The sequence below is a fragment of the Sphaerochaeta halotolerans genome (assembly GCF_003429665.1).
Lineage (GTDB): Bacteria > Spirochaetota > Spirochaetia > Sphaerochaetales > Sphaerochaetaceae > Sphaerochaeta > Sphaerochaeta halotolerans.
On sequence record NZ_QUWK01000019.1, the window covers coordinates 1 to 21,459 of the forward strand.

21 protein-coding genes are annotated in these 21,459 nt (G+C 50.1%); 3 read left to right on the plus strand and 18 right to left on the minus strand.

The genetic code is table 11. From position 1 onward, the window contains the following. Positions 1 to 456: 456 nt before the first annotated feature. The 7 genes from DYP60_RS12960 to DYP60_RS12990 all read right to left on the minus strand — a co-directional run bounded on the left by DYP60_RS12960 (position 457) and on the right by DYP60_RS12990 (position 7,891). Positions 457 to 1,626, minus strand: a complete 1,170-nt coding sequence (locus DYP60_RS12960) for an ISAzo13 family transposase (RefSeq protein WP_117331443.1) — start codon at positions 1,624 to 1,626, stop codon at positions 457 to 459. Between the two features lie 66 nt (positions 1,627 to 1,692). Further along, complete coding sequence (locus DYP60_RS12965) at positions 1,693 to 2,973, minus strand: lactate racemase domain-containing protein (RefSeq protein WP_117331444.1); 1,281 nt, start codon at positions 2,971 to 2,973, stop codon at positions 1,693 to 1,695. 15 nt (positions 2,974 to 2,988) lie between these two features. Further along, a complete protein-coding gene (locus DYP60_RS12970) occupies positions 2,989 to 4,278 on the minus strand; it encodes a TRAP transporter large permease (protein WP_117331445.1) in 1,290 nt (429 codons plus the stop codon). Next, complete coding sequence (locus DYP60_RS12975; RefSeq protein ID WP_117331446.1) at positions 4,275 to 4,787, minus strand: TRAP transporter small permease; 513 nt, start codon at positions 4,785 to 4,787, stop codon at positions 4,275 to 4,277. Before DYP60_RS12975 ends, DYP60_RS12970 begins: the two co-directional genes overlap by 4 nt. A gap of 72 nt (positions 4,788 to 4,859) precedes the next feature. Beyond that, entirely contained in the window at positions 4,860 to 6,020 is a 1,161-nt protein-coding gene (locus DYP60_RS12980; protein ID WP_165849583.1) for a TRAP transporter substrate-binding protein, read from the minus strand. A 47-nt stretch (positions 6,021 to 6,067) separates the two neighbouring features. Beyond that, complete coding sequence (gene dapA, locus DYP60_RS12985) at positions 6,068 to 6,982, minus strand: 4-hydroxy-tetrahydrodipicolinate synthase (protein WP_117331448.1); 915 nt, start codon at positions 6,980 to 6,982, stop codon at positions 6,068 to 6,070. A 201-nt stretch (positions 6,983 to 7,183) separates the two neighbouring features. Then, positions 7,184 to 7,891 (minus strand): FadR/GntR family transcriptional regulator, encoded by a 708-nt coding sequence (locus DYP60_RS12990; RefSeq protein WP_117331449.1) that lies wholly within the window; start codon positions 7,889 to 7,891, stop codon positions 7,184 to 7,186. 176 nt (positions 7,892 to 8,067) lie between these two features. Here DYP60_RS12990 and DYP60_RS14340 point away from each other — a divergent pair, with 176 nt between their 5' ends. Next, a complete protein-coding gene (locus DYP60_RS14340) occupies positions 8,068 to 8,232 on the plus strand; it encodes a DUF6788 family protein (RefSeq protein WP_165849584.1) in 165 nt (54 codons plus the stop codon). 99 nt (positions 8,233 to 8,331) lie between these two features. On the opposite strand, the gene DYP60_RS12995 is transcribed toward DYP60_RS14340, so the two are convergent. From DYP60_RS12995 to DYP60_RS13010, 4 genes are all read right to left on the minus strand, one after another. After that, positions 8,332 to 9,840, minus strand: a complete 1,509-nt coding sequence (locus DYP60_RS12995) for a transposase (RefSeq protein ID WP_117331450.1) — start codon at positions 9,838 to 9,840, stop codon at positions 8,332 to 8,334. A gap of 500 nt (positions 9,841 to 10,340) precedes the next feature. Continuing rightward, positions 10,341 to 11,126, minus strand: coding sequence for an SDR family NAD(P)-dependent oxidoreductase (locus DYP60_RS13000; protein ID WP_117331451.1), 786 nt, complete (start codon positions 11,124 to 11,126; stop codon positions 10,341 to 10,343). 173 nt (positions 11,127 to 11,299) lie between these two features. Then, positions 11,300 to 12,088, minus strand: coding sequence for an SDR family NAD(P)-dependent oxidoreductase (locus tag DYP60_RS13005; RefSeq protein WP_206363145.1), 789 nt, complete (start codon positions 12,086 to 12,088; stop codon positions 11,300 to 11,302). Positions 12,089 to 12,187: 99 nt separating this feature from the next. Then, complete coding sequence (locus tag DYP60_RS13010) at positions 12,188 to 13,195, minus strand: zinc-dependent alcohol dehydrogenase family protein (protein ID WP_240622887.1); 1,008 nt, start codon at positions 13,193 to 13,195, stop codon at positions 12,188 to 12,190. A gap of 100 nt (positions 13,196 to 13,295) precedes the next feature. Between DYP60_RS13010 and DYP60_RS14070 the strand changes: the two genes are divergently transcribed. Then, entirely contained in the window at positions 13,296 to 13,475 is a 180-nt protein-coding gene (locus DYP60_RS14070; protein WP_133299350.1) for a GyrI-like domain-containing protein, read from the plus strand. Here DYP60_RS14070 and DYP60_RS13015 read toward each other — a convergent pair. The 7 genes from DYP60_RS13015 to DYP60_RS14345 form a co-directional block, all read right to left on the minus strand. After that, a complete protein-coding gene (locus DYP60_RS13015; protein ID WP_117331452.1) occupies positions 13,472 to 14,341 on the minus strand; it encodes an L-ribulose-5-phosphate 3-epimerase in 870 nt (289 codons plus the stop codon). The genes DYP60_RS14070 and DYP60_RS13015 overlap by 4 nt on opposite strands. 1 nt (position 14,342) lies before the next feature. Further along, positions 14,343 to 15,344, minus strand: coding sequence for a LacI family DNA-binding transcriptional regulator (locus DYP60_RS13020; RefSeq protein WP_117331453.1), 1,002 nt, complete (start codon positions 15,342 to 15,344; stop codon positions 14,343 to 14,345). Between the two features lie 72 nt (positions 15,345 to 15,416). Continuing rightward, on the minus strand, positions 15,417 to 16,628 hold the full coding sequence (locus DYP60_RS13025) for a cupin domain-containing protein (RefSeq protein WP_117331454.1): 1,212 nt from the start codon (positions 16,626 to 16,628) through the stop codon (positions 15,417 to 15,419). 28 nt (positions 16,629 to 16,656) lie between these two features. Then, the gene (locus DYP60_RS13030; RefSeq protein ID WP_117331455.1) at positions 16,657 to 17,604 is read right to left on the minus strand and encodes an ABC transporter permease; all 948 of its coding nucleotides are present in this window, start codon (positions 17,602 to 17,604) and stop codon (positions 16,657 to 16,659) included. A 31-nt stretch (positions 17,605 to 17,635) separates the two neighbouring features. Then, positions 17,636 to 19,138: a sugar ABC transporter ATP-binding protein gene (locus DYP60_RS13035; protein WP_117331456.1), complete on the minus strand. Its 1,503-nt coding sequence runs from the start codon at positions 19,136 to 19,138 to the stop codon at positions 17,636 to 17,638. A gap of 70 nt (positions 19,139 to 19,208) precedes the next feature. After that, positions 19,209 to 20,123, minus strand: coding sequence for a substrate-binding domain-containing protein (locus DYP60_RS13040; RefSeq protein ID WP_117331457.1), 915 nt, complete (start codon positions 20,121 to 20,123; stop codon positions 19,209 to 19,211). 243 nt (positions 20,124 to 20,366) lie between these two features. Next, positions 20,367 to 20,537, minus strand: a complete 171-nt coding sequence (locus tag DYP60_RS14345) for a hypothetical protein (RefSeq protein ID WP_165849585.1) — start codon at positions 20,535 to 20,537, stop codon at positions 20,367 to 20,369. Between DYP60_RS14345 and DYP60_RS13045 the strand changes: the two genes are divergently transcribed. After that, positions 20,524 to 21,459, plus strand: coding sequence for a M24 family metallopeptidase (locus DYP60_RS13045; protein ID WP_165849586.1), 936 nt, complete (start codon positions 20,524 to 20,526; stop codon positions 21,457 to 21,459). The two genes, DYP60_RS14345 and DYP60_RS13045, sit on opposite strands and share 14 nt — an antisense overlap.

Genomic DNA, 21,459 nt, shown 5'->3' on the forward strand with positions numbered 1-21,459 from the left:
AAAAGCTGTTCAACCCGCCAGAACTGAGATGGGGAGAGGGGGTAACAGCTTGAAGTCACTATTTCTTAAATACAGCCTAGTTTTTAGGGGAAAGCTTTCCCCTCGGTCCTGTCGGCTTTTCGTCGCTCCTACTGGTGCTCCCATACTGTCCGCACCAAGCGCCGGCCAATGCGGTCCTACCCCTTCAAAACGATGCCTGATATGCAGACGTCAGAATAAAAAGTATCGATACCCCTAGGGCAAGAGGTGGCCCCAGGAGGCATTGCATCCTACTTCGCCCCAAGGGGCGAGGTATGTACCTTACGCTCGGCGCACTCACTCGGGAGTGCTGCCATGGTAACGGCAACGTTCCGCTCGTTTCGTTGGGAAATCTAATGAAAAAAAGATACGTTGTAGTTTTTAGCGGGGACTCATAAGAGAGTCATAACTTTAGGTTAGGAACAGTGCATAAATAAACTATGCAAATGTCTCTGATGGGGATATGCAGTAATTCCATTCTCCATGGAAATCATCCCGTGAGATGTTGATCCTCTCCAGTTCTTCCTCAGACACCTTGATGCCAGTCTCATACACGTTCCTGTCAAGCCCACATTTCACCTTCAGCCCGGCTTCGGTGGTCGTCGATTCAACAAGGCTGATGATCACCATCAGCGTCTCGGCCGGTCTTCCCCTCCAATTCTTGGAGATGCAACTGAACATCCGGTGCTCTATCTTGTTCCACTTCGAGGTGCCCGGAGGGAAATGGGAAACATGGAACTGCAGGCCCGTCTCATTCGCCAACTCCTGCAACTCTGTCTTCCAGAGCCTGTTCCTGCTCCCGTTGCTCCCCCCGCCGTCGGCGGTGATGTACAGCTTGCTTGCCGCCGGGTACCGGGCCATCCCCATCTCGTCCCACCACTGCCTGACGGAATTCACTGCAAACCTGGCCATGTCGTACACCCCGTACGGGGCGACCTTCCCCAGCTCGGGAAGAGGGAAGTCATGGTCCAGGACCTTCACGGGCTGCCCTGACTTGGCATACTCGGCTCCCTGGTTCCTGAAATTGCCCACCAGTTCCTTCTTCTTGCAATCAATGGAGATTACGGGAAGCCCCTCGGACAGGAACGCCTTGGCCGTCTCGCTTATATGCCGGAACTGCCCATCCCTGTCAGGATGGGGCTTTCCCACCTGAAGCATCTTCTGGTTCAGTTGCAGGCTGTAGCCAAGGTCATTGAGCATCTGCCTGGTCTTCGAGAAGGAAACCGTAAAGCCCTTACCCCGCAGGGCATCACTCAGATTCCTCAAGCTCTTGGTAGTCCACCTCAGGGGAGACTCAGGATCCCCATAGCTGCTTTGTGATACCAGGCTCTCCAGAGCTTCCGTTATTCCCGGCTGTGTCTCCTCTATGGCTTTTCGCCCCCCGCCTTCCTTGCGGATCCTGCCGGAGGGGGCTCGCACGACAGCCCCGGCAATCTCCTTGATCCCGGCCGCGATGGTGTTTCGTGAAACACCCAGCACCTGGCTGATCTGGCTTATCCCTCCGCGGCCAAGGCTTTCAGCCTCCGCCGCCAAGTATATGCGCTTCTGGTTTTCGTTGAGTATGGGAACTATCGTCTGTATCCGCTTCGCAGTTTTCTCATCAAGCATGACTCATTCTAGCATGTTGGCCCAAATAAATCAATATTGCTTATGTTATTTTTGCACAATTCCTTACTAAGATTTGTTTACTATCAAGATATCTGGATTCTCGATCACCGCCACTTTTGCCTGCTTCGGTGCGATGGAGAAGGCTTCTTCCATCGCATCCTTAGCATTCCTGAACAGACGCACACGCAAAACCTTGGCCAGATCTTCCGATAAACCCGTTGAAACGACGAATACCTTCATATCACGGAGGAACGTTGCCAGGAACTGAACTGCCCATTGGTCATCCACCACCGGGCTGGACTCCAAGTGGTCCAAAATCGATTGCGGTGAATCGAATGCCGGCATCATCTCCTCGAATAGCCTGGAGCCCGAACCCTCACGGCATTCGGCATAAAGCACGACTATTCCACCCTTCTTGAGGATCGGCCGTTGTGTGGTCTTCACAACATTGCACCCGAACAGCGCCTGATAGAAACTCACTGACCCGGCATAACCACCATAGACCAACGCGATATCCACCTCCTCGGGAAAAGACTTCATCGCCGATTTGGCATAGAAGTCCACTGCCTTCCGGTGTGCCTGAACCACATCCCCGGCAGCAGCAAAGATGATATCGTTGTTACCGTCCAGCACCACATTGATTATGAATGGATCCACCAAACGCGCAGCTTCCTCCATCCCTTTCCGAGTCCCACTCATCTCGCACGAACCGAGGATACCTCGGGGATATTCGATATTATGGAAACAGTGGTTCTCGTGGATCGTCCTTTGGCTTGCAATCGCAGGGAGGATGCTCTTGGCCCCGCCAGTAAATCCGGCAAACGCGTGGGATTTGACCACTCCAATAGTGAAGACCTGTTCAGCAGATAGAATGCGCTTGTTCAGCCAGATAGATTTACCGTCGGCCACTCCGGCCAAGCCGTACTTCTCATCATTCCGTACCTCGTTGTCTGCGAGGTCAAAGTGGTGGTGGACACTGGAGCCGAGGATTTTCTCGCGCTCCTGTTCGGTCGTGGGGCGATGCAAACCAGTACCGATGGTGATGGTGATGTCCTCATCAGCCACCCCTGCCTTCTTCAACCGTTCCAACAAAAAGGGCAAGATAACCCGAGTAGGGGTAGGTCGGGTCGCGTCGTCAACGACAATGGCAACCTTATAACCGGGACCAACCGTTTCGCCAACCGTTTGATAACCGATTGGGTTGTCGATTGCCTCAGCGAGCTGTGAATCGGTAAGGGGTGAGGACTCCCGCCACGACTGATTGCCGGGGGAAACCACACCTGCTATATACAAATCGGAAATGTCCAACATCTCCTTCATGGTACCGCTTTTCAATTCAAAGACCATCGACAGACCTCCTTTCTATAGTCCGAACAATCTAGGTAGGAACATGACCATCGAAGGGACATAGGTGATGAGGATCAAAATTCCGATACTTGCCATTATGAATGGAATTATGGCACGAATGAGTTTCTCCATCGGCAGACCGCTGACGATGGTTCCGGTGAACAGTGCGGGTCCGTATGGTGGAGTGATTAGACCGATAATTAGGTTGAAGCCCATAAGGACACCGAAGTGGATGGGGGCCACCCCAATACGCATGGCGACAGGGAATAGGATTGGAGAGAGGATGAGGATTGCCGGAAGACTGTCCATCAACATCCCCCAAAGTAACAGGAATACACTGATAATCATCAGTATGACATTCTTGTTGTCGCTAATTGACATGAGGGCGCGTGAAATCATGTTGGGAACCTGTTCGACTGAGAGTATCCAGCCGAAGATGTTGGAAGCTCCCGACAACAGGAGGATGCTGGCTGCAACGACCACGGTGTTGTAAAGCAAGCGATTGAAATCTTTCAGTTTGATAGTGTGTCGGCTATAGATGATTACCAAGAGCAGTCCGTAGGCAACCGCGACGGCCGAGGCTTCCGTTGGGGTAACCAGACCTCCGATAATCCCTCCGATGATGATTAGCGGCATGAGAATGAATGGTATCGCATTGAGAAAAGATAAGAATTTCTCCTTGGGAGTCATCACGATGTTTGAAACAGGAAACCCCTTTATTTTGCCCATGACAAAGATTATGGCGATTTGGGCTAACCCAACGAGGATGCCGGGGATGGCTGCACCTATGAGCAGTGCACCAATCGATGTACCGGTGGTGGCCCCGATGAGCACCATCATGATACTGGGCGGGATAAGCGGTCCCTGAATAGAAGAACTAATTGTGAGAGCGGTACTGAACGGCTTTTCGTACCCACCCTTCTCCATCATGTCAATCTCAAGGACTCCTAAACCTGCGACATCGGCGATGGCGGAACCTGAACAGCCACCAAACAACATGCTGGCAAGTACGTTCACATAGGCCAGGCCTCCGTGAAACCTACCCACTATCACATTAGTGAATTTCAACAATCGTTCAGCTGTACCAGAGATGACCATGAGTTCGGCCGCCAGTATGAAGAACGGGATAGCCATAAGAGTAAAGGTGTCTATCCCTGTGAACATGCGGTGAGCTAAGAGATACAGCGGTTGGCCGGTGGTAAGTAAGTACACGGCACTGCTGAGCAACATGGCGAATGATAGGGGAACACCTGAAAACATCAGAACTGCGAATAATATCAACATGAGGGACAATGCAAAGCTCATAGGGACTCCTCCCGTACTACGTCTTCCTGTAAATGCGCAGCCCTATTCAGTTTGATCCTGCGAATAAAACGCATGACAGTCTCGGCAAACATGCACAACGAGCCTAGCGGTATGGCCAAATATATCCACGAATACTTTACCCTGAGCGCCGGGGTCCTACCGATGGGTTTATGGGTAACCATTTCCCAACCCCCGAACACCAAAAAGAGGAGCACCAACATCAACAGAACGTCGATGCCCGAGTCCCACACGAATCGCCATCTCGGTGGCAACTTGTCGATAAGGAAATTCAGCGACGGGTGTTTTTCGGCCCTGAACGAGATGGTCCCACCCAGGAAAACCATGTAAATCATGAGGTAGCGGGAGAGTTCGTCGGTCCATACGAATGGGCGGGACATGATATAGCGGCTGATGACTCCCAGCATCACGGTCAGGAACATGACTGCGAGACTGGCGTTTGATATCGTCTCGATTATGCGAATAAAACTAATCCTTTCCTTTATACCCATTTGACAAAACCTCCTTACACAAGGGTCGTGTATCCGAAGCCGTATACACGACCCGATGTATCTGAATCGATTCTACTGGTTTACTTCAGCTTGGATTTCTGCCTTAATAGTTTCCACCGAGTCTAGGAAATCCGCAACAAATTCTTCACCTAAAACACCGACCATGTACTCACGTACGAATGGGATGGTGGCATCCTGGAACTTCTTATATTCGGCCGGGGTCGGATAGTAGACATCCATACCCTTCTCCACGAGGGTGTCTGCTGCCATCGCATCGAGGATCTGTGCTACACCGTTATAGACCATCTGTGCTACATAGTCGGCTTCAACAACGGCTGCTTGTAATTCCTGTGGCAAGCCGCGGAACCACTTCTCGTTGATTAAGGTGGCGCCAACTCCCATCACATGGTTGGTCACCGTTAGATAGTCCTGAACCTCGAAGAAGTTCTGCGCACTGATGTTCTGGAAGGTGTTTTCCTCACCGTCGACAACGTTAGTCTGTAAACTGGTATAGAGCTCGAGAAATGGGATAGGAACAGGATTTCCGCCCATAGCTTCGATTAGCTTCATGTGGGGAGTGATTTCCATGGTACGAATGCGTAAGCCTTCGACATCTTCAGGGCTTTTGATTCTTCGTACGTTGTTGGTTATATGGCGGGGTCCGAAGGGGACGACATTGAGCAGGCGAATACCCGTCTCTGCAATCAATTCCTTGTTCATCTCAGTCATGATTGGATTGTTTACCACATCGAGTACACGGGCAGCATGTTCACGAGAGGTAAAGAGGAACGGCATATCGACAATCTCCAACTTCGGGAAGTAGAGCGACGCTAATACACCTGAGCTGATGTTAGTCATCTCTATGGTTCCACGGGCAACCTGTTCGGTCGATGAACGTTGGTCTCCGAGTTGTCCTGCAGGATAAAGCTCTACTTTAATTCTTCCACCAGAGAGTCTTTCAAGTTCCTGCTTGAACACAACAGCATAGGCGCTGGTCGACTGCTTCAGGGGATCGAAGGGGTCCGCCCAACTGAACTTCAAGGTGTACTGTTCTCCCGCATCTTCTGGAGCAACAGGAGCAACAGGAGCAACAGGAGCAACAGTGGTTCCAGGTGCCGTAGAGGCTGCAGGTTCTGTCCCGGCTTGAGGGATCTCGGCATCTCCTCCGGCGAACAAGAACATTGATGTGATCAACAGAATAGCGGCTGTTACAATCAATCTTTTTCCTTTCATATACTTCTCCTTTTTTTCGCCATACAAATGCATGGCATTATTTTCGATTACAGAATTCCCAGATCTTTCATTTTTTCGCGGACCAAGGCCATCTCCTCAGGAGTTCCGGGAGTCAACGGCAAACGTGGCAAGCACCGGGGATAGCCCATCATCTCCATTGCTCCCTTGATGAGGCACACAGGATTGGTCCTCCCATTCTGGCCCATCACACGAATAATCGGCATGAGCGAAAGCTGCATCTTTCCCGCTTCAATGACCTTGCCGGTTAGGAACAGGTCGATCATTTCCTTCATCTTGTCCCCCCACAAGTGGCATCCGCCCGAAACGAAACCTCCGATTCTGTCTCCTCCCTGGGCAAGCGCTTCCAAGACCATGGTGTCGTCACCGCAGTAGATGATAAAATCTTCAGGGGTGACCAACATATATTCGCTCATCTGCTTGGGCCGGAGTTCGGCTTCTTCCTTGATGGCTACGATGTTCTTTTTCTTTGCAAGGCGTTGAAGACTTTCAGGCTCAATGTTGACACCGGTGAAGATGGGGATATTGTAGAGCATGATATCCACATCGACTGCATCCGCGATTTTCTCGAAGTGGTTAATGATTTCCAGTTGGCTGGGTTTGGTGTAGTAGGGAGCAACAATCATGACTAGGTCAAATCCCATCTTCTGCGCAATTTTGGTAAGTTCAATGGTATGGATGGTGGAGGCGGTTCCTGTTCCTGGGATAATCTCAACACGGCTTCCAAAGGCTTTCTGCATCACTTCAAAGATTTTCACGCGCTCTTCTATAGTGAGGGTGAAAAACTCCCCGGTAGTTCCGGTAAGAATGAAGGAATCAGCGTTATCGCGTTCCAACAAGATTTCACCTATCTTTACCATGGCTTCGTAATCGACCGACATATCGTCCTTGAATGGGGTCACCACAGGCACCAATCTTTTTCCGTATCGTTCTTTTCGCAGCATGTTCAACTCCTTTTCGCTTTGTCTCTTTTTCTGACTGTCTTGTGTTATGATTGTCTGATAACTTGTATTTGCATGCTACCACGCTCCATCTTGGGAGTCAACGAAATATTTCGGAAAATTACCTCGCGATGACAACATGGAACAAATGAAATAAGTGGATGGTGTTATGATTATGTAAGGAAAAGAGTTGACGGATGAACTTCAGTTTTTGACAACCTTCTCCATATCCTCGCGTGCGATTTCCAGGTGGCTCAACATTGCTCGTACCGCAGTCTCTTCATTCTTGTCAATGAGTGACTGGACAATTTCCCCGTGAGGGACTGTGGCATGGTTGACGTTCTTGGTGACGGCGAATGATCTGGTACGGAATTCCATCATCGGGTCGGCTATCAACCTACCAATCTTGATGAGCAGACTGTTTCCTGAAGCATCGATAATTGCGTTATGAAAGGACTCGTCCAGTGTCGCCAATTCGATACGATTATTCCTCTTAACTGCTTTCTTGAAGGCTTCATGGATCTCGCTTATCTGATCAATAGAGGCATCTGATGCCCGTTTGACGGCAAGTCGCAGTGCCAACGGTTCTATTGCCATTCGCACTTCGATGAGTTCGCTCAGTTCAGCATGTTTTTCCACAAACCAGTGTTTAATATTATCGAAGGAGTTTTCGTGGTTGTTTCTGACAAAGGCGCCTTTGCCTGCTTTTATCTCAATCATCCCGGTGGCAGCGAGAACCCTGAAGGCTTCCCGCACAGTTGATCGGCCTACCCCCAATTGTTCGCAAAGTTCGAACTCGGTGGGCAAACGATCCCCCATCTTGATTTCCCCTGAGATAATCAATTCCTGCAATTGCTTCACGACCTGATCTGTGATCGACACCCGTTCAATTTTCTTAATCTTCTGGTTCAATTTAAGCCTCGATAATGATTGTCTGACAGTAGAATAGCATACAAAGAAATCAAATGTCTATGTAACTCCGGGTATACGACAATTAAATTTACTTTAGCCTAAATTGCTATGCAAGGGGGTTGTGTTGTGGTATACTGTACGTGAATATAACGTTCAGTATACCACCAGGAGGCACCATGAACAAGAAATTGAAAGATTTGTTTCACGAAAAGGATCACATTCTTGACCAAGTCAAATCCCTTGATGTTTTCCGTCAGGGATCCCTCTCTCCCCGGTACAGGAAGTGCGGCAAGCCCTACTGCCATTGCGCCCAGGATGTGAATGTCAAGGAGTTTTTCTAATTGGGACCTAATTGGGACTTTACCATATTTTCGGTAAGCAGTTTTTAGGCTCTTGTGGTATGGAATATTTTAGCTATAACTCCCGGTCAGATTTTCTAATTACAAAGCCTTACGCAGGACACGCTTCGGGTAGTTGAGTTTGAACTTCTTGTAGATATCATTCACTTTCTTCACTGCTTCCTGGGGAATGATATCCCTGTCAAATACCTTACATTTCTGATTCCTCAGCTGTAGGAATGCACTGATCGGGTTAAATGCAGTACTCTTCAACTCATCCTGCAGAATTTTCACTATTACCGATGAGATAAAGGTAAGCATCAGATGCCCACGAAAGGTCTCTTCAGTATGGACTCTCAGGGGAAGCATGTTTGCATAGTTCTTCCCGATATCAAATATCTGCTCTATCTGCTGCCGTGCATAGTAAGTGGGAAGTATCTTCTCCTTTGCGATTGGTCGCGACGAGAAGAGTACAAATACTCCCTTTTTCTGCAACTCGTCATGAACTTCTTTCACGCCAAGGTTTTTTGCAGAGGCTTTTGCGAATACCTTGCTTGTGGAGAATCCCTTCATGGCTATGTCCTGGCAAACATATGCATACGCTTTGTGTCCTTCAATGATTTCGCACTCAACCCGCTTGATGTAGGCATAGCGTGAATTATATCGAACCATGTGTTCTTCAGCTTCCAAAGTAGGCAAGTGCTCCGCTATAAGCTGCTTATATATCTTCCGGTTCTCCTTCATCCTTGAAAGAAAAGAGACTTTTTCCTGATACAGGACCTTCATGTTCTCATCATCGAGATAGCCTGCATCAAAAATGGCGAATTTGGTATTCACGTTATACGCTTTCAGTTCAAGCATTGTAGTCGTGAGAGTGGAGACATCTATGATATTTCCCGGACAATACCTGAAGTACAGCGGAAGGTTCGTTTCCTGCTGCAGCACATAGATAAGGCGAACTTCGTTCGAGACCGTGCCGTTATGGTTGCTTACCGCTGTGAGTGGGAAATGGATGCTGTTTGGTAGTCCTGTACTGTCAATGAGAATGTCAGTGCCATCCTTCCTTTTTGTAATGAGCTTCAGGTACTCCTTGAAAAAATTCCTCTGGGAGTTTTCATCCCCAATGGAAGCGAGGAAGTCACTGATCCTCTGGCTAGAGAGGCTGGCCTTTGGGTACAGTTCGGAAACATAGCTGCCTTCATACCAGATCTCAGCATGTGTGAGCGCGAAATTGCACAGTACATAGTAGTGGATCATCGCATACAGGGTATCCGGATTCCCATAGCCGATGGCGTCAATGCAGGATCGCAGTCCTTTCTGGGTGATAAATGAGTCGAGAAAGAACGCATCACCAAAGTCAAGGATGAGTTTTTCCCGGTGATTCTTCCTTTTTGCTGGTGCAGGAACAAAGGTTGCATCCGGCTTGCCGTAGGTATCTGTCTCTACATCATAGGTGAAGACCCCGAGCTTCCGGTTCTGGAAGATCCCCTTCTCTTCATCAAGGACTCTACCGAGGCTTTTCTGCTCAGTTTTCACTTTCCCATCAATCCGGGAGGATCTGCAGATCTTGGCATATTTCACACCATTCTTGATATCGTATCCAATGTACATATTCACCGCCAACTATGTAATTATAACATATATTATAACTACACTATAGCAGTAACCGCTAAGATTTGCAAGCTAAATATGCACTGACCTGCGTGCATACACAGTTATCAATGATCTCATTAGAGTTTTTTTGAATAATTTTGTGTAATTAGAAATTATGATAGGGAATTACAGTTTAGTCATTACCAAAAGTATAGAAAAGTTGTTTACCCCAAGCGTAGTGACGACCATTTTCTGCTCCAAACCACAAAATTGCCTATCCATGTGGAGAATCGAAACACAGAAGACCCCTCTAGAGGGGTATCCCGTGCAGATTCACGTAGTGAAGTGGCATTTTCAAACGAAATGAGGGCAGCGTATCCATACATGGATACTTTGCCGAACGAGTACAGGAAACACAAGTAGAGAAACCGAGCCACTCATAGCGAGTCCGGAAGTGTAGACTTCCAGATCAAGGCTGGCATTGGGGTTTTGATACGTTTCAATTATCCCAGGGTAACTCACCAAGCGCAATATCCACCATCGATCAGGATATCACTGCCAGTCATGTAGTCGCTCGCCTCGGAAGCAAGATAGACGACTGCTCCTTGGAGGTCTTCGACCGACGCCATGCGACCCATGGGAATACGCTCCAGCCAGAGAGGCAATACCGACTTCCCCTCGGGAGATGCAAGGAGCTTGTCCACGAGATCAGTCTTGGTGTAACCGGGACTTATGCTGTTCACATTGATGTGCAAGGGAGCCCACTCGGCCGCCAGACTGCGTGTAAGGTGCAAGACTCCGGCCTTGGAGGCATTGTAGGCACACTGATTCTGGGGCGTGTTGGAAATATGGGCAGACATGGAAGCCGTATTGATAATCTTCCCATAAGAATGCTGCTTCATATATTGTGCTTCGGCCTGGGCACAGAGAAAAACAGCATCGAGATTGAGAGCAAGAATCTTGCGCCACTCGGAAAAATCCATGGTGAGCGCATCGCACCACATCCCCATTCCTGCATTATTGACACCAATGGTGAGCGTTCCCCACTTGTCGACAACCTGCTTAACCATCTTTTGGACATCAGCCGAATCGGTGACATCGGCCCGAATGGCAATCGCCTCCCCACCATCCTTGGTCAAGGCATGGGCAGTCTCCTCGGCAAGAGGAAAATTGAGATCAACCACAGCCACCTTTGCCCCCGCTGATACAAGAGCCACGCAAAATGCTTTCCCGATACCCTGGGCACCACCGGTGACCAAAGCCGTCCTACCTTCCAAACTGAAACGTTGCATCATATCTTTCATACTATACCTCCGAAAATTGATAAAAGGTATCACTACCCCAGGGCAAGCCCTAAACCGAGGAGGCTTCACCTCCTTTGCCGCCCCCAAGGGGCGAGGTATGGATCCTTATGTTGTCTACACTTGCTCGGAATAGTGACCATTTCATGGTCCCTTTTCACTCGCTTCGTTGGGCATCAAATACCACCGGATAGTTTCACATTCACACCGGTTACATAGCTGGAATCGTCACTCATGAGATAGATGACTGTACCGGGAATCTCCTCGATATTCCCATAACGACGCAGGGGAACCGACCCGATCATCTGCTTTTCCACGATATTGCGGTCGGTATCGTAGTACTGCGAACCGACAGCCGCCTGGAGATCGACCTGACGGTCCCACATGAAACCGGGGCCCATGAATCCGGGAGAAATTGAATTTACCCGGATGCCAAATGGCGCAAGATCTTTCGCCGCAGTCTGGGTAAGACCGACCATGGCAAACTTGGAAGCCCCGTAGGCAGCCATATTGACCGGACCGTCGACCCCGGCCATACTCGCCGTATTTACGATAACCCCACCCTTTTGCTCCACCATCCTCGCCGATACCGAGCGCAGTACGTGGAATGCACCAATGAGATTTACCTGGATAACCTTGGCGAAATCATCCACAGGATACTGGTGCAATTGCTTGAATTCACCTTGGATACCCGCATTATTGAACAAGAGATCAATCTTTCCGAAGTCAGCTACAATCTTTTCGACCGTGCGTTCGACATCACCATAGTCGGTCACATCGCATCGGTAGGTACGCACCAGCGCTCCGGTCGCAGCTACTTGTTCCGCGGCATTGGCCATATCCTTCACATCGACAAGGGCAACAGAGGCCCCCTCCTTTCCGAAACGGATAGCGGTGGCAAGCCCGATATCACCTGCACCACCGGTAATCATGATACTCTTGTGTTGGAATTTCTTGGTCTCCATGGTTCCTCCTTGTCCCTCATGCATAATCGACAGCACAGTGGCTGTGCCCCCGTGCACACAGTCAACTGGTACACCGGCGCACTCAACTTGGTCATATTTCTAGGGCGTGATCAAGACCTTCATGACATCATTGGTTCCCTGCTCCAGATAATCGATCCCTTGGATAAACTGCTCAAGTGGCAGACGATGGGAGATCAGAGGAGCGACATCTAACCTTCCTGTCTCAAGTAGACCGACAGCTTGGATACTGTTACGTACTGAAGTATAGCTGCTGACAATATAGAGCCCCTTCTCGAAGACGGTGAAGGCCGGAAAACTGACCTTGGCCTCTTTTGGGGGAACTCCAAAGAGCAGTATGGTACCGCCCTTGCGGACGAAATGGATAGTTTGTTCCATAAGGAAAATTGCTCCAGAGGCATCGACAACTACATCGTAGTAGTCGAGGGGAAGCGCATCGAGCGAACTTTCGACCCTCGCCGCGCCATTGGCCTTTGCTTTCTCAAGACGCCTAGTATTCCGATCGACCTGGGTAATTTCCTTAGCTCCCTGCAGCATAATGCTCTGGGCAAGCAAGAGCCCAATCGGACCGGAACCGAGGATGAGAACTTTGTCGGCAAGTTCAATCCTGGTTCGTTCGACTCCATAGAGAACACAGGAGAGGGGCTCGACGAAGGCCCCGACCTCAAAGGGAAGCTCCCCTATCGAAAAAGTAGCCTTCTCGGGAACTACAGCATATTCGGCCATACCTCCAGGGAGGGTAACACCGACCCCATTCCAGTTCAGGCAGAAATTCTGACGATTGTTGAGACAGCTTTCGCAGTTGTCACAGCTGATATTCGGCTCTATGGCAACGCGGTCGCCAACCTTGAAACGGCTCACCTTGGAACCGACCTTCTCGACCGTTCCAGCGAACTCGTGACCCGGTATGACGGGATAGGAGCCCAGGTACTCACCTCGGTATATATGGATATCGGTACCGCAGATTCCCGAGGCCATCACCCGTATGAGGACATCGTGGTCTCCCACCTGTGGGATGGGAACCTCCTTGACCACCGCAGTACCCGGTTTCTCGATGATCAATGCTCGCATGTTCTTTGCCGTACTCATAATCTACACCTCCTCCCACGCATCAAACATGGGTATCTCGTATGCTCTCCAATTGACGGTGGATAGCATCCATCGCCGGATATAGTTGTCGATAGATAGCATGAATCTGTCGGTACAGATCGGCCCTTACAGGGAGATGGGCCACGGCTACACCGTCGCGACACAATGGATGGCCGAACATGGCATCACACCTTCCGGAATTGTCTATGAATTCTATCTCAACAATCCGGCACAAGTACCTGAATCGGAACTGGTCACCCAAGTAGCCTTCAAAATTTAGTTTTCGATGAAACCGACATCACGCATATGCTTCAGGATGAAAGACCTCGCATCACGTATGGCTTGTTCGGGGTTGTTCTCCTTGCCCGTCCACATCTCTATGAGGAATGGACCTCGATAGTCGAGCCGTTTCAACAAAGTGAACACTTGGGGGAAATCGACACAACCGGTTCCGAAGGGAACCTCCTTGAATACACCGGGAAAATCATCCTTCACCGCAAGGGTATCCTTGAGATGGATCGCTGTGATCCAATCGATACCTTTCTCCAGCTGCTGCGGCACATCGTTTCCCCAAGCCGACAGATTGCCAACATCGGGATATACGCTGGTCCAACAAGAGGTGAACTCACGTTTCAGGTCGAGGAATTTGTCGATTGAATTGAAATAAGGAGTATCCATGATCTCGAATGAGAGCATCACCTGATACTTTCTCGCCAATTTTTCACATTCGAGAAAGGTCTGACGGAACAAACGATCAGTCTCTTCATCCGAATCTTGATAATATTCATCATAAGCGGCGATTTGGATTACCCGTACTCCCGTATCCAAAGAAAAACGAATCGCCTTCTCCATCAATTCCAAGGCTTGTTTTCGAACCATCGGATCCTTGCTTCCCAAGGGAAACCGCCGGTGGCCACTCAGGCACATGCTCGGTACATCGACGCCTGTCTCGAGCATTGCACGGACCAGATCCAACCGTTGCTCCTCCGACCATGACATCCTGCCGAGACGTTCGTCGGTCTCGTCGATGGAAATCTCGACGAAATCGAATCCGAGCTCCTTCGCCAGGGCAAGTCTTTCTTTCCAGCCAAGGGCACCAGGCAATGCCTTCTCGTAAATGCCAAGCCGCAGATCTTCCAATCGCATATCAACTCTTTTCCGCCGTGGATTCCCGCACCACCAGTTTCGGGGGATAGAGGACTTGGAACTGCTCCACCTCCTCATCCTTGGTCAACTTATCGATACACTCGACCGCCTTCTCGCACATCTCCTTGTAGGGTTGTGCGATCGTCGATATCGAGGGACAATACATACGGGCGAACTGCACATCATCCATGCCCATCACCGACACATCCTCGGGAACCTTGATTCCATGTCTCACCAATGTACCGATCGCACCTGCCGCGATCATATCGTTCTGCCCCCACAGACCATCGAAGGAGTACCCCGTCTCAAGGAAATGCGTCACACCCGCCACACCATTCTCAAAGTTGAACTCCCCTTCGTAGACCAGATCCCTATCCAGTTGAAGACCATGTTTCTCCAAGGTATCACGGAAACCCTGGAATCGTTCACGTGCAAGACCAATCTTGAAAGAACCAGTGATGGTCGCCATTTTTTTGCATCCGCAAGCCAGCAAATGTTCGGCGGCCATGACCCCTGCCAGATAGTTGTCCAAGATGACGTTGGGGATTTTTTCATCGTGTAGAGAGCGGTCGATGACCACCATGGGAATATCGGATGAACGGGACATGTTGATAACATGATTCTCATCGGAAATACGCGAAAAGATGATGCCGTTGATCCGTTGTCTCAACAGGAGGTCCATGGCGTTCGCTTCACGTCCATGATTGTTGTGTGTATTGAAGATGAGGAGATTCAACCCCCGTTTGAAGGCACTCTCCTCAATGTATTTGATGACCAGATTGAATGACGGGTGGGCAATTTCGGGAACCAAGAGGCCAATATTCCTCGTGGCCTTGAGGCGCAAACTCTGGGCCAGGAGGTTCGGACGATAATTCACCGTCGCGATGGCCTCCTCAACCCGCCGCCTCGTCTCATCAGTGACATACATCGTACCGTTGATTACGCGGGAAACCGTTGATGGGGAAACACCAGCTATAGTTGCAACATCCTTCAGTGACGTCATGAACCTTCCTTCATTCGGAGGATGGAGAAAATCGAATCATCTCCGATTCCTCCACCCGACTCCGACAAGTAATTATAGTTTCAAATCGGGATTGCCAGCTCCGAAGTGCTTCAAGATTACGATGGGATCCGATTTGGACGGGTTCACAATTCGGACCCCATCTTTTGCTGCATCTTCGCTGACGAAATATTCGTCGTAGGTCAACTGGCCAAAGCGAATCAGAGCCGGAGACTCAATGTTCCACGTTCCGAACGTACCATGTCCCTGGACGACGTACATACCGTAAGCGGCATTGTCGGTGATAGTTACCGAAGCACCCGGATACACGGTGAGCTCTTTTGCACTGAATGCTGGAGAACGATAGACAATCCACTTCTCTTCATACCCCAATTCATGCATCTCTTCAACCGGTCTCACCGGCTTGGGAACCATGAAGTGGTGTTCCGCGAAGAGTGGATCGACATTCACTTCCCAATCGATGACATCAACGAGATAGTCGAAGTCTCCCAACTTGTCCTTGGGAGTATTCTTCCACAAGAGGTCCTCCTCGATGACCGCATCGTTCACCAATGATTGGTACATCGCGAACACATCGGATGCCATCTGGGGTTCATAGGTACACAAACTGCCTGGAGCGTGCAACACCCCTGGAGGTACGTCCCAACCGGTTCCAGGTACCAAACGATAAGCCGAAGAAAGATCGGTGATCTTATTGTCGCCTTTTGTGAAGGCCATCAAAGCCTGCTTGACCTGTTCCTTGGTAACACCCGGCTGCAAACCAAAGAAAGTATAGGGGAAATCCCCACCATGGTTGTTCAATTGTGGTGGAAAATAATATGCTTCCGGCTTCCCCATCATACCGATCTTCGAGGCATGCTCATCACGATGGTGGATATGGTGGGGCAACGGTCCCTTGTTGTCGAAGAACTTCGAGAACATCGGCCATTTCCCATAGGTATTCCACAGCCGCTCTCCGATAAGCGCTCCCTTCAACTCATCAACCGCATCGCGCAGCAAGAATTGTTTTGTTTCGCCCTTGTCTTCGTATACACAGAAGCTCAATCCCTCGAACTCCCCCGTCAACGGACCATTATCAGCCGGAGTGGTCGAACTGAACCATCTTTCGTCGATACCACCACGATTCATACCCAATGCGTAGTAATCGTCGGGATGCAATTTGATTCTTCTTCCAGGGACACAGAATGAACGGGGCACCCAGTTGGGAGCCAAACGAAATATTCCCTTTCCCTGTTCGAATGCTGCATGGATTTCACTTCTCTTCATATCTCACTCTCCAATTCTATAGATATTCTCAGTTCGTTTCATCGCGTAGCCTATCGAGGATGACCGCTCCGATGATCAAGGCTCCCTTAACCACCTGCTGGAAGTAAGGGGAGATTCCCAAAAGATTCATTCCATTGTTGATCGTTCCGATCAGAAGCGCACCGATCAAAGTTCCAATGATGCTGCCACGTCCACCAGAGAGACTCGTTCCTCCAATGACCACAGCGGCGATGACGTCCAATTCATACCCCTGTCCGGCAACAGCTTCGGCTGAATTCAAGCGCGCGGTAAGGATCAGGGCACTGAGACTGCTCATGATACCGACAATCACATAGGCCATCGATTTATAGAACCGCACGTTGATGCCCGAAAGCTTCACCGTCTCCTCATTTCCACCTATCGCGTAGGTATAGCGCCCCAACCGGGTATGGTTGAGAATGAACCAGGCCAAAGCGACAGTGGCCAAGAATATAATTACAGGAATGGGAATTCCCAACACATATCCACCTCCGAGTTGCCTGTACCCATCGGCGAAGCCGCTGATGGGATACCCACCGGTATAGATCAGCGTCAAACCACGTGCGATGGTGACCATACCCAGAGTAACAACGAAGGGAGCAATTTTACCGAAAGTGATCAACAACCCGTTCACCAAACCGATACCACCACCGACCATGATCGCCACCAATGCGGCAATCAAGGGGGCGACATCGTTATTCTTCATCAATCCCGCCGCCACCGCACCCGAAAGGGCGAGTATCGAACCGACCGAGAGATCGATTCCTCCGGTCAAGATGACGAACGTCATCCCAACGGCTATGATGCCATAAATCGATGTCTGCCTGATGATGTTCAGAATATTCGTCACCGTCAGGAAGTAGGGAGACATAATTGACAACCCCACAATGATGAGAAAGAACACCAAGAGTATCCCGTTGTTCTTCAATAATTGTTTCCAATCAATCTTCTTTTCCATGGTTATCACCAATGCTCCTCTTCACCTTGTCTCAGGCCCTGCGTTTTTCATGCAGGCCGAGGGAGTATTCCATTACCTGCTCTTCGTTCAACTCGCCTTTCTTGAACTGTTTCACGATCCTACCTTTGAACACCACCGCGACCCTGTCACTGATATTCATCGCCTCGGGCAATTCGGACGAAATCATGATGACAGCGGCTCCCCGTTTCGCGAGGTTCTGCATCAATCGATAGATCTCGACCTTCGCACCGACATCGATTCCACGCGTGGGTTCATCGAAGATATATACATCGCAATGTCGTATGAACCACTTGGCCAGGACCACCTTTTGTTGGTTCCCTCCCGAGAGATTCACCACCAGCTGACGGACCGAGGGAGTCTTGATGTTCATGCTGTCGATCATGGTGTTGACCTCATCCGTAATCTTACCACGATGAAGCACACCGAGAGTCGAATAGAGATCGAGCACACTCAATGCGGCATTGTCGAAGACCGACATACCCAAGACCAATCCCTGTTGCTTCCTCTCTTCGGGAATCAAGCCGATACCCTTCAAGACGGCATCCTGACAACTCTTGATCTCAATGGGCTTGCCATTGAGGATAATCTCACCGGCATCCTTCTTGCGATATCCGTAGATCGTCTGCATGATCTCGGTCCGCCCGGCACCCACGAGACCCACGAAGCCAAGGATCTCTCCGGACCTGGCTGAGAAAGAGACATCCTCGCATATGCCATGCTTGCTAAGTCCCTTCACCTCGAGGACCACATCGCCGGGATTCGAATCATATCGGGGATACTGTTCCTCAAGCACGCGTCCGACCATGTACTTGATCATCTCGTCATTGTTCATCTCACCGCGTTGCTTGGTGATCACCCGCTCACCATCGCGAAGAATGGTGATCCGATCGGCAAGAAGGTGGACCTCTTCCAATCTATGGGAGATATAGATGATGGAGACACCGTCATCCTTGAGCTTCTTGATTATCTCGAAGAGCCTATCGACCTCATGCCCTGTCAATGCAGCGGTCGGTTCATCCATCACCAAGATTTCCGCATTGAGCGAAAGCGCCTTGGCGATCTCTATGATCTGTTGGTAAGCGGCCCCCAGGGCCTTCACCTTTTGCTGTGGTTTTATGTCAAGCTTGAAGGGGGACAACACCTCTCTCGTCATCGCATGCATCTTGGCCCAATCAATGGTTCCGATGGAAGTCTTGGGCTCCCTGCCCAAGAAGATGTTCTCAGCGACCGAAAGATACGGAATAAGATTCAATTCTTGGTAAATAACACCGATACCGTGGTGAATCATTTCACCCAACCCGGTATTCACAATCTTCTCTCCACTCAGATAGATATCCCCTTCATCGACCTTGTACAAGCCGGAAAGGATCTTCATCAGAGTCGATTTCCCCGCGCCATTCTCACCCACCAACGCGTGCAGCTCACCTTTCATGAGGTCGAAGTCCACGTTCGTAAGCGCATGTACACCGGGAAATGATTTGGAGATGCCCGACATTCTCAATAGTGGTTCCATGAAGGTCTCCTACTACCATAATCCATGGAGCTAGTCGCCCAGCCCCATGGAAAAGAGATTCTTGAATTCGTTACTCGGTGACTGGAAGCGGGTTGATGTATTCGACTGCATTGGCAGGCTTGGTGCCATTCTTGATGTAGCCGACGAGCACATCGAGCGCCCTGCTGGCCTGACGACCAGGGAACTGGTCGATCGTTGCATCCAACTTACCCTCTTCCATATAGGAGAAGGCATCTGTGGTTGCATCGAATCCGATGGTGACCTTGGAAGCGGGATCGACACCAGCCGAATTCATCGCTTCGATGGCACCGATGATCATTTCATCGTTTGCACCGAAGACCGCGTCGAAATCGGTGTAGACCTGCATGAGGTTTTCCATAACCGACTGGGCTTTGGCGCGGCTGAAGTCTGCTTCCTGGCTCACGAGAACCTTCACGTTGGAAGCATTGATGACTTCGTCGAATCCTGCCTTCCTATCGAGTGCGGCGGAAGCTCCGGGAGTGCCCTCGAGCTGAATGACCGTACCCTTGTTGCCCAACTGCTCGATGATATAGCGTGCAGCAGCGCGTCCACCTTCAACATTGTCCGCACCAACATGGATGAGGACCTTGTCGGTGTTGGCTTTTCTATCGACTGTAGCGACAGGAATGCCGGCTGCAATGGCTGCTTCGATTGCCGGAACAAGAGAATCGGTTGTCATTGGGGAAATGAGAATTCCATCGACCTTCTGGGCAATGAAGTTCTCGACCGCAGACATCTGGACTGAAGACTGGTTCTGCGAATCGTGGGTAAGCAATTCAACCCCGAGTTCATCCGCATACGCTTTGGCTTCATCCATCATAGTTACGAAGAACGGGAACTGGAGTCCAGGAACCGTCATTCCGATGGTGATCTTTCCATCATCCGCTGCCTCGGCCTGACCTGCTGCAAAGAGCGAGGAACCGAGGAGAACGAGGACCATCAAGAGAACAATAATTTTTTTCATATTACACCTCTCCTTTTATAATAGTGTACCCCAAGCGTATCACACTTTTTTGAGTTGTCAAGCATGAAATCGATTGCGCAATCGATTTCTTTATCATTTTTCTTGACATCCATGGATTTCCAATCTACCGTGGATAAAGAAGGAGATGACAGTGGAACGGCCTAAATCCATAACAAAAGGAGAATTTTGCGCGAAGATGCGCATCCTCGAAAAAAAGCTGGAACAGCTTGGCAAGAAAAAGATCTACCTCTGTTCGGAGGGAGCGATGAGATGGCTCACCGGATCACGCCACCAAGTCGTCGAAATCGCTGCGAACACACCCACCACCGTCCAAGCCGTTGTGGAAACATCCCCTACAACATCGCTGCGATTCTTCAGTGATCGGTGGGAATCGAATCGTGTGCACGACCTCATCGAACAGGGAATATGGAACGAATGTGGTGTGAAAGCCAGCTACGGTGGAACTTCACCCGATCTCACCGAGGAAGGAATCGCATCTCCCCTCACGGAAGATTATGCTGAGATCGAACGGTCCATCGTATCCCCCTTGGCGGAAGGTATGGAAGGCAACCAAAAGGCAAAGTTGGATTGGCTTGTGGCCGAATCAAGACAAGCTCTGATAGAAATCGCCGCATATATGGAAGAGGGCATGACAGGGTGGGACCTGAGGACCCTGGTCCACCACACCTACCATCGAAGACATATGGAATTGAATCTGGTGATGCTGGGGCTGTCGGGAATGAGACGACACCTACATCCGGTGGTGGAAGACGATTCCGTCGTTGAACCGGGAGCGGTGGTCAAGATTGCGATTGGAGCCCGCTACTTCGATATGTTCCACTCGGCGACACAACTGGTGAAAATTGGCGAAGCACCTTCGCATCGGGAGCTTGCGGTACATCATGCCCTGAGGGAGGCCACATTGGCCTATGCAGACCGCTTCACCGCAGGTGCGGTGGAAAAGGACCTGCATGAATCCCTTGGCCCGATCTTCAAAAAAGTGGAGGAGAAACACGAGTTGGAGGGTTTCACGCAATCGGCATACCTCCATCATGCAGGTGGTCCGTTGAGTCCGTTGGGAAACCGCGATTTCGTCATTACTGAAAAGGGGCAGAGGAAAATCCTACCCTACTCCCAATTTTCGGTGAATCCCGTCGATGCGCTCGAATTCCTCAAGTTTGAACTCCAGGGTATCGCACTGCCCGCAGGACCACCACGGATCATCGATGAATTCGCGTGGAAACACGATGGATTCAATGCCCCGCCTTATGACACGATCAAGTGGAGAGGCACCACGCTACGTCTACCCACCATCATCACACATGGAGATACATGA